General features: G+C 66.1%; 8 protein-coding genes. 3 read left to right on the top strand and 5 right to left on the bottom strand.

The genetic code is table 11. The features are described from left to right. Positions 1 to 196: 196 nt before the first annotated feature. The gene (locus FG13_RS02045) at positions 197 to 1075 is read left to right on the top strand and encodes a serine hydrolase (RefSeq protein ID WP_035826880.1); all 879 of its coding nucleotides are present in this window, start codon (positions 197 to 199) and stop codon (positions 1073 to 1075) included. Here FG13_RS02045 and FG13_RS02040 read toward each other — a convergent pair whose 3' ends face one another. Beyond that, positions 1076 to 2008, bottom strand: coding sequence for a DMT family transporter (locus FG13_RS02040; RefSeq protein WP_035817946.1), 933 nt, complete (start codon positions 2006 to 2008; stop codon positions 1076 to 1078). A gap of 109 nt (positions 2009 to 2117) precedes the next feature. On the opposite strand from FG13_RS02040, the gene FG13_RS02035 reads away from it, so the two are divergent. Continuing rightward, on the top strand, positions 2118 to 3017 hold the full coding sequence (locus FG13_RS02035; RefSeq protein WP_035817941.1) for a LysR family transcriptional regulator: 900 nt from the start codon (positions 2118 to 2120) through the stop codon (positions 3015 to 3017). A 6-nt stretch (positions 3018 to 3023) separates the two neighbouring features. Here the strand turns inward: FG13_RS02035 and FG13_RS02030 are convergent, their stop codons facing one another. Next, positions 3024 to 4943, bottom strand: a complete 1920-nt coding sequence (locus FG13_RS02030; RefSeq protein WP_035817939.1) for a methyl-accepting chemotaxis protein — start codon at positions 4941 to 4943, stop codon at positions 3024 to 3026. A 198-nt stretch (positions 4944 to 5141) separates the two neighbouring features. Here FG13_RS02030 and FG13_RS02025 point away from each other — a divergent pair, with 198 nt between their 5' ends. Beyond that, entirely contained in the window at positions 5142 to 5804 is a 663-nt protein-coding gene (locus FG13_RS02025; protein WP_035817936.1) for a thiol:disulfide interchange protein DsbA/DsbL, read from the top strand. Between the two features lies 1 nt (position 5805). Here FG13_RS02025 and recD read toward each other — a convergent pair whose 3' ends face one another. The 3 genes from recD to recC are packed head-to-tail and all read right to left on the bottom strand — an operon-like array spanning position 5806 to position 14845. Next, the gene (gene recD / locus FG13_RS02020) at positions 5806 to 7764 is read right to left on the bottom strand and encodes an exodeoxyribonuclease V subunit alpha (protein WP_035817934.1); all 1959 of its coding nucleotides are present in this window, start codon (positions 7762 to 7764) and stop codon (positions 5806 to 5808) included. Next, positions 7761 to 11429 carry an exodeoxyribonuclease V subunit beta gene (gene recB, locus FG13_RS02015; RefSeq protein WP_035817931.1) on the bottom strand — a complete coding sequence of 1223 codons (3669 nt, stop codon included), beginning with the start codon at positions 11427 to 11429 and terminating at the stop codon, positions 7761 to 7763. The genes recD and recB overlap by 4 nt, the downstream gene beginning before the upstream one ends. Next, positions 11426 to 14845, bottom strand: coding sequence for an exodeoxyribonuclease V subunit gamma (recC, locus tag FG13_RS02010; protein WP_035817928.1), 3420 nt, complete (start codon positions 14843 to 14845; stop codon positions 11426 to 11428). The genes recB and recC overlap by 4 nt, the downstream gene beginning before the upstream one ends. Between the last annotated feature and the right edge of the window lie 69 nt (positions 14846 to 14914).

Raw genomic sequence — 14914 nt, 5'->3', positions numbered from 1 at the left:
ATTTATTTGCCAAATTGGCCGCAACGCCGCTTGTCGCGGGCCTATACCGTAGACATCGCTTGATCTTTAATGGTATTGTTTAAGCTTGGCAAATATTGCCTCCGAGATACACGCCGCGTCCCCGCACGGCCCGTTTCCGGATTTGCGCGCAGCGCCCTTGATGGCGCCCCAAAACTGCTTTCCCACATACAATCCCATGCTCAAAAAAATGTTCGCCGCGGTGCTGATGACGCTTTCGACAGCGGCCATCGCCGTGCCCTTCGGTTCCCAGTCCATCCTGGTGGTCGAAGACGGCACAGGCAAAGTCTTGCTTGAAAAAAATTCCAACGTGGTGGTACCCATCGCCTCGCTGACCAAACTCATGACGGCCATGGTCGTGCTCGATTCCAAGGCGAATATGCAGGAAGAGATCAGCATCGACCGTGAAGACGTTGACACCTTGAAGCACAGCACCTCGCGCGTGCCCGTGGGCGCCACCCTGAGCCGCCACGACGTGCTGCAACTGGCGCTGATGTCGTCCGACAACCGTGCCGCCGCCTCGCTGGCGCGCACCTTCCCCGGCGGCCCGACGGCGTTTGCCGTGGCCGTCAACGCCAAGATCAAGGCCCTGGGCATGCGCCAGACCGTGATCGAAGAGCCGACGGGCTTGTCGCCGAACAACCAGTCGACGGCGGCCGACCTCGTCAAGATGGCCGTGGCCGCCTCGCGCTACCCGGAAATCAGCCGCATCACGACGGATTCGAAGGACGTGATCCAGATCAAGGGCCGCGACGTGGAATACCACAACACGAACCGCCTGGTGGGCGCCAAGGGCTGGGATATCGGCCTGTCGAAGACGGGCTACACGAATGAAGCGGGCCGCTGCCTGATCATGCGCATCAAGTCGGCTGGCAAGTTCGCCACCATGATCCTGCTCAACGCGCGCGCCAATTCCGTGCGCGCCATGGACGCCGTCAACATCCGCCGCATGCTGGCGGCCGAGAACGGCATCGAAGAGCCGAAAGTGATGCGCGCCTCCGTCAGCCGTCACAAGAAGGCGCCGGCGAAACCGTCGAAGCGCCGCCGCGCCAAATAACTATTTCGCTTGCCGGTTGGTCATGATGACGCCGGCAATCGTCACCGCGCCCCCCACCAGCATCGAAACCAGTACGGGTTCGCCCAGCAGCACTGCCGCCAGCACGATGCCGAACACGGGCACGAGGTTGTTGAACACGGCCGTGCGCGACGGGCCCAGCGCCTTCACGCCCTCGTAATACCAGACAAAGCCGATCACCGTGCCGAACACGCCCAGGTAGCCGATGGCGGCCCACACTTGCCAGCCAAAGCTGTGCCATGGCACGGTGGGGAATTCCACGGCCGCGCCTACCAGCAAAAAGGCCAGGCCCCACATCGATGCATACGTGGTGGCGGCAATCGGGCTCAAGCCCTTCAGCGCGACCCGGCCGATCAGGGTGTAGGCGGCCCAGCTGGAAATGCCGCAGAACATGAACACCTCGCCCATGCCGATACCGCCGCCGTTACCATGCAGCACGCCAGCCAGGTCGCCGCGCGTGATGACGATGGCCGTGCCGCAAAACGCCAGCATGATGCCCAGCCACTTGAAGGAACCGAGCCGTTCGCGGAACAGGAAGGCCGAGGCCAGCGCCGTGACGATGGGGTTCAGGGCCACGAACAGGGCCGTGCGTCCGGCCGGCATGCGCGACAGGGCCGCCAGGAAACACAGGTTGTACAGAAAGATGCCCGTCAGGCCCAGCGCGGCCGTCGTCATCAGCTGCTTGCGGTCCAGGCGCGGCAAGCCGCCTTCGAGTTTCCACGCCAGCACGACGAGCAACAGCACGGCCACGCCGAAACGTCCGCTGGCAGCCGTCATCGGCGGCATCTGCTGCGCCAGCACGCGGCCCGCGATAAAGGTACCGCCCCAGAACAGGGCGACGAAAATCAGTTTGATGTAGACGAGCGGCGATTGCACGGAAGGCAAGGCGGCGGAAGGGATGGCGGTAGTATGCATGGAAAGTCCTATGATATCGCTTGTACAGCGGACGCTGCAGATATATATTAATACTAATATTAACTCATGAAATAATGAGTAAATACTCATATACCAAAGAAACCACATCATGACCTTCACGCAACTGGAAATCTTTACCCTGGTGGCCGAACTGCACGGCTTTTCCGCCGCCGCCGCGCAGCTGGGCATCAGCCAGTCGGCCGTCTCGCATGCGTTAAAAGCGCTGGAAAAGGAGATGGGCGTGGACCTGATCGTGCGCCACCAGGCCTCGGCCGAACTGACCGACGTGGGCCGCCAGCTGCTCGTGCGTGCGCGCGAAATCCTCGGCTTGTCGGAAGCCATGCGCCAGGAGGCGGCCGACGTGCTGGGCCAGCGCCAGGGCACCCTGCGCATCGGCTCCTTCGGCCCGACGTCGTCGCTGAATCTGCTGCCGGCCATCACGGCGCAATTTCGCCTGCGCTATCCGGGCATCGACCTGCGCATCGACGAGGGCGCCGACCATGAAGTGGTGCAGTGGATACGCGAACGCAGGGTCGATGTCGGCTTCGTCGTGCTGCCCGACGAGCGGTTCGATACGGCGCCGCTGGTGGAAGACCAGATGATGGCGCTGGTGCCGCGCAGCCATCCGCTGGCCAGCGAAACGTCCATCACCCTGGCGCAGCTATGCGACGGGCCGTTCATCATGTCCGAGGCGGGCTGCGCCTGCCTGATCGAGCCGCTGTTCGCCAACGCGGGCTTGCAGCCCAACGTGCCCTACCGCATCAGCCAGGTGATCACCATCCTCGATATGGTCAGCCGCGGCGACGGCCTGTCCATCGTCGCCGAACTGGCCCTGCCGCAGCGCCTGCGCGAGCAGTATCCGGAGCTGGTCGCCCTGCCGTTAAACCCGCCCGTCAGCCGCAAGGTGGGCCTGGCCGTGCGCGACCGGCGCCAGAACACGCCGGCTACCAACGCTTTTTTCGAGGTGGCGAAACAGATGGCGCCGACCCTGGCGCCCCGGCGCGCCTAGCCGCGCTTAAAACGTCTCCCACTCCTCGCCGCGCTCCGGCTTGACGGCAGCCGTCCTTGTCGGACTGCTGCCGAGGCGCGGCGCGGCAGGTGCGCGCAGCACCGGTTTGACAGGCGCCGGCGCCTGCCCCTCATCGAGCTTGAACACGCCCACCACCTGCGCCAGGGTGCTGGCCTGGTCTTGCAGGCTTTCCGCCGCGGCGGCCGCCTCTTCCACCAGGGCCGCGTTCTGCTGCGTCACCTGGTCCATTTGCGCAATCGCCTGGTTCACCTGCTCGATGCCCGAGCTTTGCTCGGCGCTGGCGGCCGTGATCTCGCCCATGATGTCGGTGACGCGGCGCACGCTGTCGACGATTTCCTGCATCGTCGCGCCGGCCTCGTCGACGAGGCGCGCACCCGAGTCCACCTTGCCCACCGAATCGTCGATCAGCAGCTTGATTTCCTTCGCTGCGCCAGCGGAGCGTTGCGCCAGGCTGCGCACCTCCGTTGCCACCACGGCAAAGCCGCGTCCCTGCTCGCCCGCGCGCGCCGCTTCCACGGCCGCATTGAGGGCGAGGATATTCGTCTGGAAGGCGATGCCGTCGATGACGCTGATGATGTCGACGATCTTCTTCGACGAGTCGTTGATCGAGGCCATGGTATCGACCACCTGCGCCACCACTTGCCCGCCCTTGCTGGCCACGCCGGACGCCGATTGCGCCATCTGATTCGCCTGGCGCGCATTGTCGGCGTTCTGCTTGACGGTGCTGGTCAGCTCCTCCATCGAGGCGGCCGTTTCTTCCAGCGAGCTGGCTTGCTGTTCCGTCCGCGACGACAGGTCCTGGTTGCCGGCGGCGATTTCCGACGACGATACTTTCACCGATTCGCTGGCCGTGCGGATTTTCACGAGCACGGCGGCGATCTTGTCGATGAAGCGGTTGAAGGCGCCGGCGATCTGCGCCAGTTCATCCACGCCGGAAGCGTCGAGGCGGAGAGTCAGGTCGCCTTCGCCCGAGGCGATGTCGTCGAGCGCGTCGCGCACCAGTTCCAGGCGCTTGAGCATCCTGAACACCAGCAGCGACAGCAGCAGCGCCGCCAGCCCTGTCAGCAACGCGGCCGTGACGGTGGCCGTCGTCAGCATCGTCTGCAAAGCTTGCATGGCTTCCTGCTGATCCAGCACCACGGCCAGCAGCCAGTCGGTGCCCGCCACGCGCGTGACGTACAGCTTGCCGTCGCGCTCATTCAGTCGCACGGCCTCGCTGGTGCGCGCGCTTTCCAGGCGGTTGACCTGTGCGGCCGACAGCGCCGCATCGAGTTTCGCCACCGGCTGCAGGCTCAGGTCCTTGTTCGCATGGGCGATGATGGTGCCGCTCTGGTCGACGAGGAAGGCAAAGCTGTGCGGCGTCGGCTTGATCGCCACCACGTTGGCGATCACCGTATCGAGCAGCACGTCCGCGCCCGCCACGCCGACCAATGCCTCTTTCGGTCCGACGGGCGCCGTGAACGACACCACGAGTTTGTGGCTGGCCGCGTCCACGTACGGCGGCGTGAGCATCGGCACGCCCGCCTTGACGGTGTCCGTGTACCAGGCGCGCGCCGTGGGATCGAAATCGGCCGGGCGCCCCGGATGGGTAAACACGGAGCGCTTGTCCGCGTAGCCGATGAACACTTCCGCGAAATCGCCGGCCTTTTCCGCGATCTGGAAGGCGCGCAGCGGATCGGGCGTCTCGGCCGACATGACGACGGACGCCATGACCTTTTTCTTGCCATCGACCCATTGCGCCAGCACGGCCGACTGGCTTTGCAGCAGCTGCTGCATCTGCTGGTCCGACGATGCCAGCATGCTGCTGCGCGTGGTGACGTAATTGGCGACCGACAGGGCCAGCATGGACAATACGACGATGGCCACGCAAATGAGCACCAGACGCGTACGCAACGATGAAAACATGGTGTACTCCCTTGTAGTGATTTTTATGGTGTGAAGCAGCAGCCTTGCCACGCACACTCGCCACCATTTTCACACAAAAATCGGAACATTATCATTCAATATTTGGAATAATTAACGTTTATTACATCAAAGCAACACCATCAACCGTTGACGCTATACAACGATTGCCTCATAGTCAATCTTTTCAAAGGAGCCGCCATGCGTTTGCACCACCTCATCCTGGCCTGCGCCAGCTTCGCCGCCGCCAGCGCCTTCGCCTCGCCGCAAGCACCCGTGCAGGGCGCCGACTACCTGGTGCTGGCCACGCCGCAGCCCGTGCAGGCGGCGCTGGGCAAAGTGGAAGTGATCGAATTTTTCATGTACCACTGCCCTGCCTGCAACGCGCTGGAACCGAGCCTGGCGCGCTGGGTCAAGGACAATGCCGCCACGGTGTCGTTCCGCCGCATCCATTTGCCGCACATGCCGGCGAATGATCCGGAGGCGCATCTGTTCCTGACCCTGGAGGCGTTGAAGAAGGAAGAAGCGCTGCACGCGCAAGTCATGCATACCTGGCATGTGGAACGCAAGCGCCTGGCCAGCGACAAGGATAACCTCGACTGGGCGCTGAAAAATGGCCTGGACAAGGCTGCCTTCGAAAGCGCCTACCAGTCGTTTGGCGTGCAAACCAAGCTGAAAAACCTGCCGCGCCTTGCCGCCGGCTACCAGGTCGACAGCACGCCCACCCTGATCGTGGGCGGGCGCTATTTAACCAATCCGTCGATGGTGGCCGGCGCCAACCCGGCCCTGCCGCGCCAGGGCGTCGATCAGGCGACCCTGCAAGTGGTGCAGGCGCTGGTGGCCAAGGCGAAGCTGGCGAAGTAAATCAGCCGATCAAGCCGCGCAGCCCGCTGGCGCGCTGCGTGCGGCGCAGAATCGCGTCGAACAGCACGGCCTGCGTGGGCGAGACGAGGGTAAAGAAGTCGCGCGCGCGCGTGATGCCCGTGTAGACCAGTTCGCGCGCCAGCATGGCGCCGCCTTCCTGCGGCAGTACCAGCACCGTGTGACGGAATTCCGAACCCTGCGACTTGTGCACGGTCATGGCGAACGCCGTTTCCACATGACGCAAACGCGTGGCCAGCACACTGCGCACGTTCTCGCCTTCCAGGAAGTACACGCGCAATGATCCGGGCCGCGCCGGGTCGCGCAAGGTCAGGCCGATGTCGCCATTGAACACGCCCGTGCCATAGTCGTTGCGCGTGACCATCACGGGACGGCCCACATACCATTCGCTGCGGCGTATCAAGCCTTCCTTTTCCAGCCGCAGCTCGATGGCCGTGTTCAGGCCGGCCACGCCCCATTCTCCCTCGCGCACGGCGCACAGGATGCGGAATGCTTCAAACGCGTGCAGCACGGCGCGCACCCAGTCGTCATGCTGCGCGTACGCGGCCTCGCCGGCATTCACCAGTTGCAGATACGGCTGATACCCGCCCGGCGCGTCAAGCCGTCCGCGCAAGGCCAGGCGCAGCACGTCTTCCTGCTGCGCCGGCACCGTCCACGCCAGCTGGCCACCGCTGTCACCAGCGAAGCAGGCCCTGGCCAGATCGGGCCTGCCGCCATTCACGGCCAGCGCCAGTTCGCCGATCGGGCCGCTGAAACGGTGGCTGTGACGCAGCATCACCGTCTGCTGCGCCAGCGCACCGGCCGCTCCCGCAAAGGCGGCGGGAATGGCCACGCCGCTGGCCGCCTGCGCATACGCGATGGTGGCGTCCGTATAGCCGCCCGCCTGCGCGTCGTGACACAAGTCGCCCAGCACGGCGCCCGCTTCCACGGACGCCAGTTGATCCTTGTCGCCCAGCAGGATCAATATCGCCGTGGACGGCAAGGCGTCAAGCACCGACGCCATCATCTCCAGGTGCACCATCGACGCTTCATCGACGATCAGCACGTCGACGTCGAGCGGATTGCCCGCGTGGTGGGCAAAGGCGCGCGTATCGGGCCGCGCGCCCAGCAAGCTATGCAGGGTGCGGGCCGCGCCCATGCGCCGCGCCAGTTCCAGCAGGGGCAAGGCTACCCCGACCTTTTTCGCCAGGCCGCTCAAGGCCTTGTCGATCGACTGTTTTAAGCGCGCGGCCGCCTTGCCCGTGGGCGCGGCCAGCGCGATGCGCAGCTGCTCCGGCTGCGGCGAGACGGCAAACAGCAAGGTGAGCAAACTGGCTACCGTGTACGTCTTGCCCGTCCCCGGCCCGCCCGTGATGATGGCCACCTTGCCGCGCAGGGCGATGGCGCACGCCACCTTTTGCCAGTCCGGGCCACCATCCTGCGTCGGCTGGTCGAACAGGATGTCGAGCCATTGCCGCACCTGCGCCAGCGGCGGATTGGTCAAATCCTGTGCGCGCGCGGCGATTTTTTCGCCCACCAGGCTCTCATCGCGCCAGTAGCGGCGCAAATACAGGCGGTCGCCATCGAGCACCAGCGGCTGTTTCACGTCGGGCGCACCCACCTGCCACACCTGCGGCGCGCCGGCCAGCAGCGCGCGCCAGCCAGCGACGCTGTCCGGCAGCGGGCCGGAAACGGCCAGCACGCCATGCCACAGCTCCTCGCTCCAGCCCAGCAACTGCGACGGTTCGCCAGACAGGTCAGCGAGCATCAGACAGCTGTGACCCCGCCCTTCCAGCTCGGACAGCACGACGCACGCCACTGCCACGGCGGGCGCATGCGGCGCCTGCTCGTCCAGGCTGGCGATGAAGCGGGCAAAAGCGGCGCTCAGGCGGCGCAGATGGCCCGCTTCGGCGACGCCGTCTACATGGGTAAACAGGGCGTCCAGGGCCACGTCATGGTTCATGCTATTTCCACTTCTTCTGACAATAATTGATCGAGGCCGTCCAGCAGTTCCAGCTGCGGCGCCAGCCAGTAGCAGCCATGCGTATCCGCATTCGCGATACCGCGCAGGAACAGGAAGATGGCGCCGCCCAGGTGCTCGGCCGGGTCATACGCGTCGCCCATGCGGCTTTTCAGCAGCCGGTGCAGGGCCAGCATGTAGATGGCGCCCTGGATATCGTAGCGGTGCTGCGCCATGCCGGCCGCCAGCGCGGCCGTGTGATAGGCCGCGTCGTTGGCGCCCAGCGCATTCGACTTGTAGTCGAGCACCCAGTAGCGGCCATCCTTTTCGATGACCAGGTCGGCAAAGCCTTTCAGCATGCCGTGCAGCTGGCGCCGCGGCAGCACGGGACGCGGCGCGCCGTCGAGCAGCAAGCGCGTGCACAGCTGATCGAGCGCCGCCGTGGACAGATGCTCGCTGGGGAACCAGAACTCCATCTCGGACAGGGTGCTATTAAGCTGCGACAGCGAGGCATCGAGCAGCGGCAGCGGCGTGATGGCGATTTCCCTGAGCCAGGCGATGGCGTCGTCCTGGCGGTGGCCCCAGCCCGCCCGCTCGCAGCGCGCGGCCAGGCGCGTATTGAAATTGTCGTCGTGGACGCAGTCAAAACCTTCGCCGCCCATCCATTCGAGCTGCTCGTGCAGGAAATTGCCGGGCACGGAACCGCGTGGAAAACGGTGCCACGGCGTGTCGCCCATGTGCAGCGGCGAGGCCACGGCCACCGCCGTGCCGTCTTCCAGCAAGGTTTCTTCCAGCGCCCGCTGCGGCACGTGCGCGGCCGTCACGGCGCCGATCTGGCGCGTCAGCGACGTGAAGCTGCCCACCGACCAGTCGCGTTCGAATTCGCCCGCGAACACGGGGGCGGGACGCAGCTCGGGACGCCGCTCGACGCGGTCCAGCACCGTGCAGGCGTCGGGCTGCGCCAAAGAACCCACGTAGATGGCGTCGCAACTGCCCGCCACCTGCTGCCAGCGCAACAGCAGCTGGTCGAACGGCAGCTTGTCGCCGCCCGTCAGCAGGTAGCCGAGCGCCGATTCGTGCAAGGTGTTATCGCCCGCCTTGCGCGCCGCCTGGGCGGCCACGCCCAGCCACAGGAAGTGGCGCGCGCGCGTCAGCGCCACGTACAGCAGGCGCAAGTCTTCCTCGATACGTGCTTCTTCGACGGCCGCCATGGCTTCGTCGGACAAGGACAAGTCAAGCCGGCGTTCGCCTTTTTCATCCGCATAGTCGAAGAAGCTGCGGTTGCGCTTGTCCACCTTGCGCGCCGTGACGGAAAACGGCAGATACACGAGCGGATATTCGAGTCCCTTGGATTTGTGCACGGTGATGACCTTCACCAGCTCCGCATCGCTTTCCAGGCGCAGCACGCGCTCGTCGCCGCCCTCGCCTTCGCCGGCGATCTGCTCGGCCAGCCAGCGTATCAGCGCCTGCTCGCCATCGAGCTGGCGGCTGGCCGATTGCAGCAATTCGGCCAGATGCAGCAGATTCGTCAAGCGCCGCTCGCCGCCCGTCTGCTGCAGCAGCATGGCGGGCAACTGCAGTTCGTGGATGAAGCGGCGCAGCATGGCCAGCACGCCCTGGCGCTGCCAGATCAAATGCAAGGCCTTCAGTTGCTCGACCCGGCGTTCCCATTCCAGCTCATCGCTCGACAGGCGCGCCAGTTCGCCCAGCGACAGGCCAATGGTGCGCGTGGCAAAGGCGGCGCGCGCCAGCCCCCCATCGAGCGGGTTGGCCAGCGCCGCCAGCCAGCGCAGCACGTCTTGCGCTTCCTCGCTGTCGACGACGGAATCCTTGTCGGACAGGTAGACACTGGCAACCCGGCGGCGGGCCAGCGCGCGGCGGATGGCCGCAGCCTCCTTGCGGTCGCGCACGAGGATGGCGACATCGGCCGGCTGCAGGCGCGTAAAACCATCGGGGCCATCGAAACCTGCTTGCGCATCGCCCAGCATGGCGACGATATGTTCGGCGCAGTGCTGCGCGAAATACTCGCGGTAGCTGTCGCCGCGCAGCCCTTCATCGCTGGCGCAGGCGGCCAGCAGCGCCGGCAGCGGACCGCCGGCGTTCACCAGGTGCTCGGCGCGGCCCTTGGCGTCGACGGCCTCGAACGGCAGCGGATTCTCGCCCCCTTGACGGTAGCGGAAGGCGCCAAGCGGGACCTCGTCGCGCTCGGCGTGCAGGAACAACTGGTTGACGGCCGCCACCAGCGGCGCCGTCGAACGGTAGTTGGTGCCCAGCTGATAATGGCGCCCGTTTGTCGCGCGGCGCGCCGCCAGGTAGCTCTGGATGTCGGCGCCGCGAAAGCCGTAGATCGACTGTTTCGGGTCGCCGATCAGGAACAGGCCCAGGGCCGGATCGTTGTCGGCGATGCGGTACAACAGGTTGAAAATCCGGTACTGGGCCGGCGCCGTATCCTGGAATTCATCGACCATGGCCAGCGGATACTGGTCGATGATGCGCTGGCGCAGTGCAGTGCCGTTCTCGCCAGCCAGCGCGTCGTGCAATCGCTGCAGCATGTCGGCAAAGCCGAACTGGCGCGACTGGCGCTTCAACTGATCCATGCGCCGCGCGATGGCCGCCGCCGCATGCAGGTGCAGCTTGTGCGCCAGCGGCGTGATACCCGCCAGGGCGATCCCCAGCGCCTCCGTATGCTCGAAGCATTCGGGCACTTGCGCCGTGAAACTCTTGGCAAACGCATCCTCGATGCCGAACGGCGTCAATCGCTCCCACGCCTTGGCCGTGATGGCCGGCAGCAGCAAGAGCGGATCCTGCGCCCACTTGCGCAGGCCGTCGAACCACTTCGCCAGGTTCTCCGGCTTCATCTTGACGCCGTTAAAACACTTGGGATTGGCGGCCCGGTGGTCGTTGATCCACACGGCCATCCGGTCCACGCGCTCGACCCAGCCCGCCTTCAGGGTGGCCAGCTGCGCGGCCAGCGCCCGCTGTTCGCGCGCGATCAGCATGGATAACGGTTCTTCGTCCGCCATGCCCATGATGTCGGCGCGGCGCGCCAGCTCGCGCGCGCCTTTCTTCAGCGCCCCCACGTCGGGCCAGCAGGCCAGCAGCACGTCGAGCGCCTGCGGCGGCAAGGGATAGACTTGCTGGCGCCAGTAATCGTGGGCGGCATCCTCGAACAGGGCTTGCTCGTCGCTGACCAGTTCTTCATCGAACAGGCTGCCGCTGTCGAACGCATGCTCGCGCAGCATGCGCTGGCACCACGCGTCGATGGTGAAAATGGCCGCTTCATCCATCGTCTCGGCAGCGAGCATCAGCCGGTACGCGGCCTTTTGCCGCTCGCTCTCGTCTGGATAGGACTCAAGCAAGGCGTCGAGAAACGGGTCGCTGCCGCCGGATTCGTGGCGGAAATATGCGGCCGCCTCGATCAGGCGCTCGCGCACGCGGTTCGACAATTCGCGCGTGGCGGCGCGGGTAAACGTCATCACCAAAATGTCGGCCGGCAGCAGGGGACGGGTAAAAGCCGTGCCTTCGCCGCCGTGGCCCACGCCGTGACCAAGTACTAGCCGCACGTACAGCGCGGCGATGGTCCAGGTCTTGCCGGTGCCGGCGGATGCCTCGATCAGGCGCGAGCCGTGCAGCGGGAACGCCAGGGGGTTGAGCAGATGGCTCGTCATTGTTCTTCTCCCGCGCCATCATCGGGCGCGCTGATCGGGTCTATCGTAATGTGCTGCTGCAGCCAGTCGGCCAGCGGGCCATACAGCTCGCGCGTGCAGTCTTCCCAGGCTTCCTCCGCGGCCAGCGCGGAAAACTCGGGCCACAGGCGCGCCAAACACAGTTCGTCGCGCTCGCCCGACAGTTCAAAACCGCCATCGTAGACGGCGCGCGGGTCGCCTTGCTGCACCAGCGCCAGGCCCGTCTTGCAGGCCGTGGGCAGCGGATGGTTCATGCCTTCGCGCCACAGCGCCAGCAAGGTGGCCAGCGCCTCGCGCGACGTGGCCGGATCGAGCGGCGCCATGCTGACGATGGCGTCGCGCGCCACCAGGTAGCCGGTGACGGGAAAGCCGAGGGCGGCGGCGGCCAGCTGGCGCAGCCACATCAGCATCAGCTTGTCGCCACGCGCCAGGCCGCCCTTGTCCGTCACCTTCGAGGAAATCTGCATCAGCCAGGCCGTTTCCTGCCCGTTGCTGCACAATTTGTCGAGCCAGTCGTCGATCTGCAGCTCGCCAAACGGCAGATTGATGGCGCGCTTGTCGGCCGCGTACGGGAACGAGGCGCGCAAGGACAACCACGCGCTGCGCACGGGCACCAGCGCCTCGACCAGTTGCGCCTGCACCTGCCGGCCGATCAGGCCGATGGGCAGCACGCCTTCGCGCGCCAGCTTTTCCGCGCGCGCTTGCAGGCTGGCGCGCACGTCATCGAGCGCTTCGACGGCGCCGCCGTCGTCCAGCATGGTGTCTTCCAGCAGATAGCGTTCGAGCGCATTCAGGCCAAACGGCTCTTCATCCTCGCCCAGCATGGCCGCGTCGGCGAAATACACGCTCAGGCGGCAGCGGAAAAAGTATTTGACGGGCTGGCGCAAAAAGCTGGCCAGCTCGCCCAGTTTCAAGCGCGTGCCGGGATCGAGTTCGTAGGGACCCAGCGGCAGCACGGCGGCCTGCGCATCGGCATCGGTATGCACCACGCGCCATTCGCGCGCATAGGTCAGCAAACCGTCGGCCTCGAAATAGCGGCGGCTGAACGGCTGCAACGCATGCTCGGTCGTCAGGCTTGCAAGATGCCGGTCCAGCGACCAGCCGGCGGCCAGGTAATCGCGCAGCTGCGACACGAGGACGGAAGGCGGCTGCTCGGAATTATCGCGCACATTGCGCCCCACCCAGCTCACGTACAGCTTGTCGCGCGCGGCCAGCAAGGCTTCGAGCATCAGGTAGCGGTCATCGTCGCGGCGCGAGCGGTCGCCCGGGCGCGCCATGCCGGGCAATGCCAGCAAGTCGAAATCGGCCTTTTGCGCGCGGCGCGGGAAGTCGCCATCGTTCATGCCCAGCAGGCACACTACGCGGAATGGCACGGCGCGCATCGGCATCAGGGTACAGAAGGTGACGCCGCCGGAGACGAATTGATGGTTCAGGGTCGGCTCGTCCAGCGCGCCCAGCCACGCCACACGCAGCACGGACAGCGGCACCTGCTCGACAAAACCCGCGTGTTCGCAGGTTTCCAGCCAGCCCTGCAAGGCGCCTTCCAGCTGCGCCAGGGTCAGGCGATCGCCTTCGTCGTCGGCGTCAAAGAAAGCGGCCAGCAGCGCGCGCGCCTGCACGCCCCATTCGGCCGGCGTGCGCGCGCCGGCCAGCACACCGCGCCAGTGCAGCAGCGCCTCGACCAGTTGCGCCAAAGAGCCCGCCAGCGCCGCATCGAGGCCGCCCACTTCCGCATACGGCTCGATGCCGCCAAAGCTGGCGCCACTACCGCTGGCATAGCCAAGCAGCATGCGCCGCACGCCGAAGATCCACGCATTCTGCTCGCCGGCAGCCCCCAATCCCAGGCCGGCGCGGTGTTGCTGGTCCAAGCCCCAGCGCACGCCCGCCCCTTCGATCCAGGCGCCCAGGGTGGCCAGGTCGTCCGGCCGCAGACCAAAGCGGGTGGCCAGCGCCGGCACGTCGAGCAGGTCGCGCACTTCGCTCTGGCGGCAGCGCTGCTGCGGCAGCTGCAGCAGCCACTCGAGCGCGACGAGCAGCGGGTTGACGCTGCGGTCCTTCACGTCGCCAATCTCGAACGGGATGAAACGCTCGTCATTGCGCCGGTACTGGCCGAAGACGGCGTGGATGGCGGCCGTAAACGTGTCGATGTCGGGCACCATCACCACCACGTCGCGCGGACGCAGGCCCGTCCCGGCGCTGTGCGCGAACATGGCCAGCAGCTGGTCGTGCAGCACTTCCACTTCGCGCTGCACGCTGTGCGCCACGTGAAATTCGATCGAGCGGTCGCCTGCCTCGGGCGGCGTCTGCTCGTGTTCGGCCAGCGGACGCAGTTCGCGGATGGCCACCTGCACCTGCTGCAGCAAGGTTTCGCCCGTTTCCTCGCCAAACAGGTCGATGCGCAGGCTGTCGTCGCGCCCTTCGGCTTGCGCGTGTTCGTCAAATTCGTCAAGCATGCGGATGAAATCGCGCCCTTGCCTGCCCCAGCTGGCCAGCAGCGGGTGGCTGTGCGCATGCAGTTCTTCCAGCGGAATCCCGGCCAGGTCGGTGCCGTTGCGCTGCCGCTGGCGCTTGTTTTGCGCGCGCAGCAAGTCGCGCCCGTCGATGATGTCGCCCCAGTAGAACTGGCACGGATTCGGCACGGCCAGCACCACCTGCGTGTGGCGCGCCAGCGCGGCCAGCGCCTGCAAGGTCTGGTACGGCAAGGCTGACACGCCGAACAGCACGACCCGGCGCGGCAGCTTGCCGGCAGGCGCATCGCCGGCCGCGATCGCCGCCAGGAAGGCGTCGTGGATGTCGGCGCGGCCCGTGTCGCGCTCGAAAGCGTCGACGTCGGCCGCCACGGCGCGCCACAACTGCGCCTGCCAGCGCTGGTCCTCCTTCAATGGGATAGCTTCGCCGCGCGCCGTGCGCAACTGGTCACGCCCTGCGGCCCAATCGGCCAGCCAGTCGGCGCGGTAGACCTGGTACTGGTCGAACAGGTCGGCCAGGCGCTCGGCCAGCTGCAGCCGCCGTTCGCTATCGCCATCGGCAAGGAAGTAGCGCAGCGGCTCAAACACAGGGTCGGCCAGCAGCGACGGCAACAGACGCATCAAGCGCCACGTCAGCGGGGATTTGTCGAACGGCGACACGCGCGGGACGCGCTCGCGCCCCAGCATGCCGCGGTAGCTTTCCCACAGCAGGCGCGCCGGCAGCGCGATGCGCGTGGCGGCGCACACACCCATCTCCTCGGCCAGGGCGATCTTCAGCCATTCGGCCACGCCGTTCGACTGCACCAGGAAAATATCCGTTTCCAGCGGTGCCAGCGGATGCTGGCGCAGCCACTGGAAGACGGCGGCGCGCAGCTGTTCTAGCTGGTTGCCATGCAGGATGAGGAGGCCGGGCGTGACGGGAGTATGCATGCTGATCCGATGGGTTGCCGCGCCTGCGGCCGGGTGGCCGCAGGCGTCAAACGCATATTATCGCCGTTG

This window comes from Janthinobacterium sp. RA13, assembly GCF_000745325.1.
GTDB lineage: Bacteria > Pseudomonadota > Gammaproteobacteria > Burkholderiales > Burkholderiaceae_D > Janthinobacterium > Janthinobacterium rivuli.
Note: the sequence above shows the minus strand (reverse complement) of the source record. Positions and strands in the feature narration are given on the sequence as shown.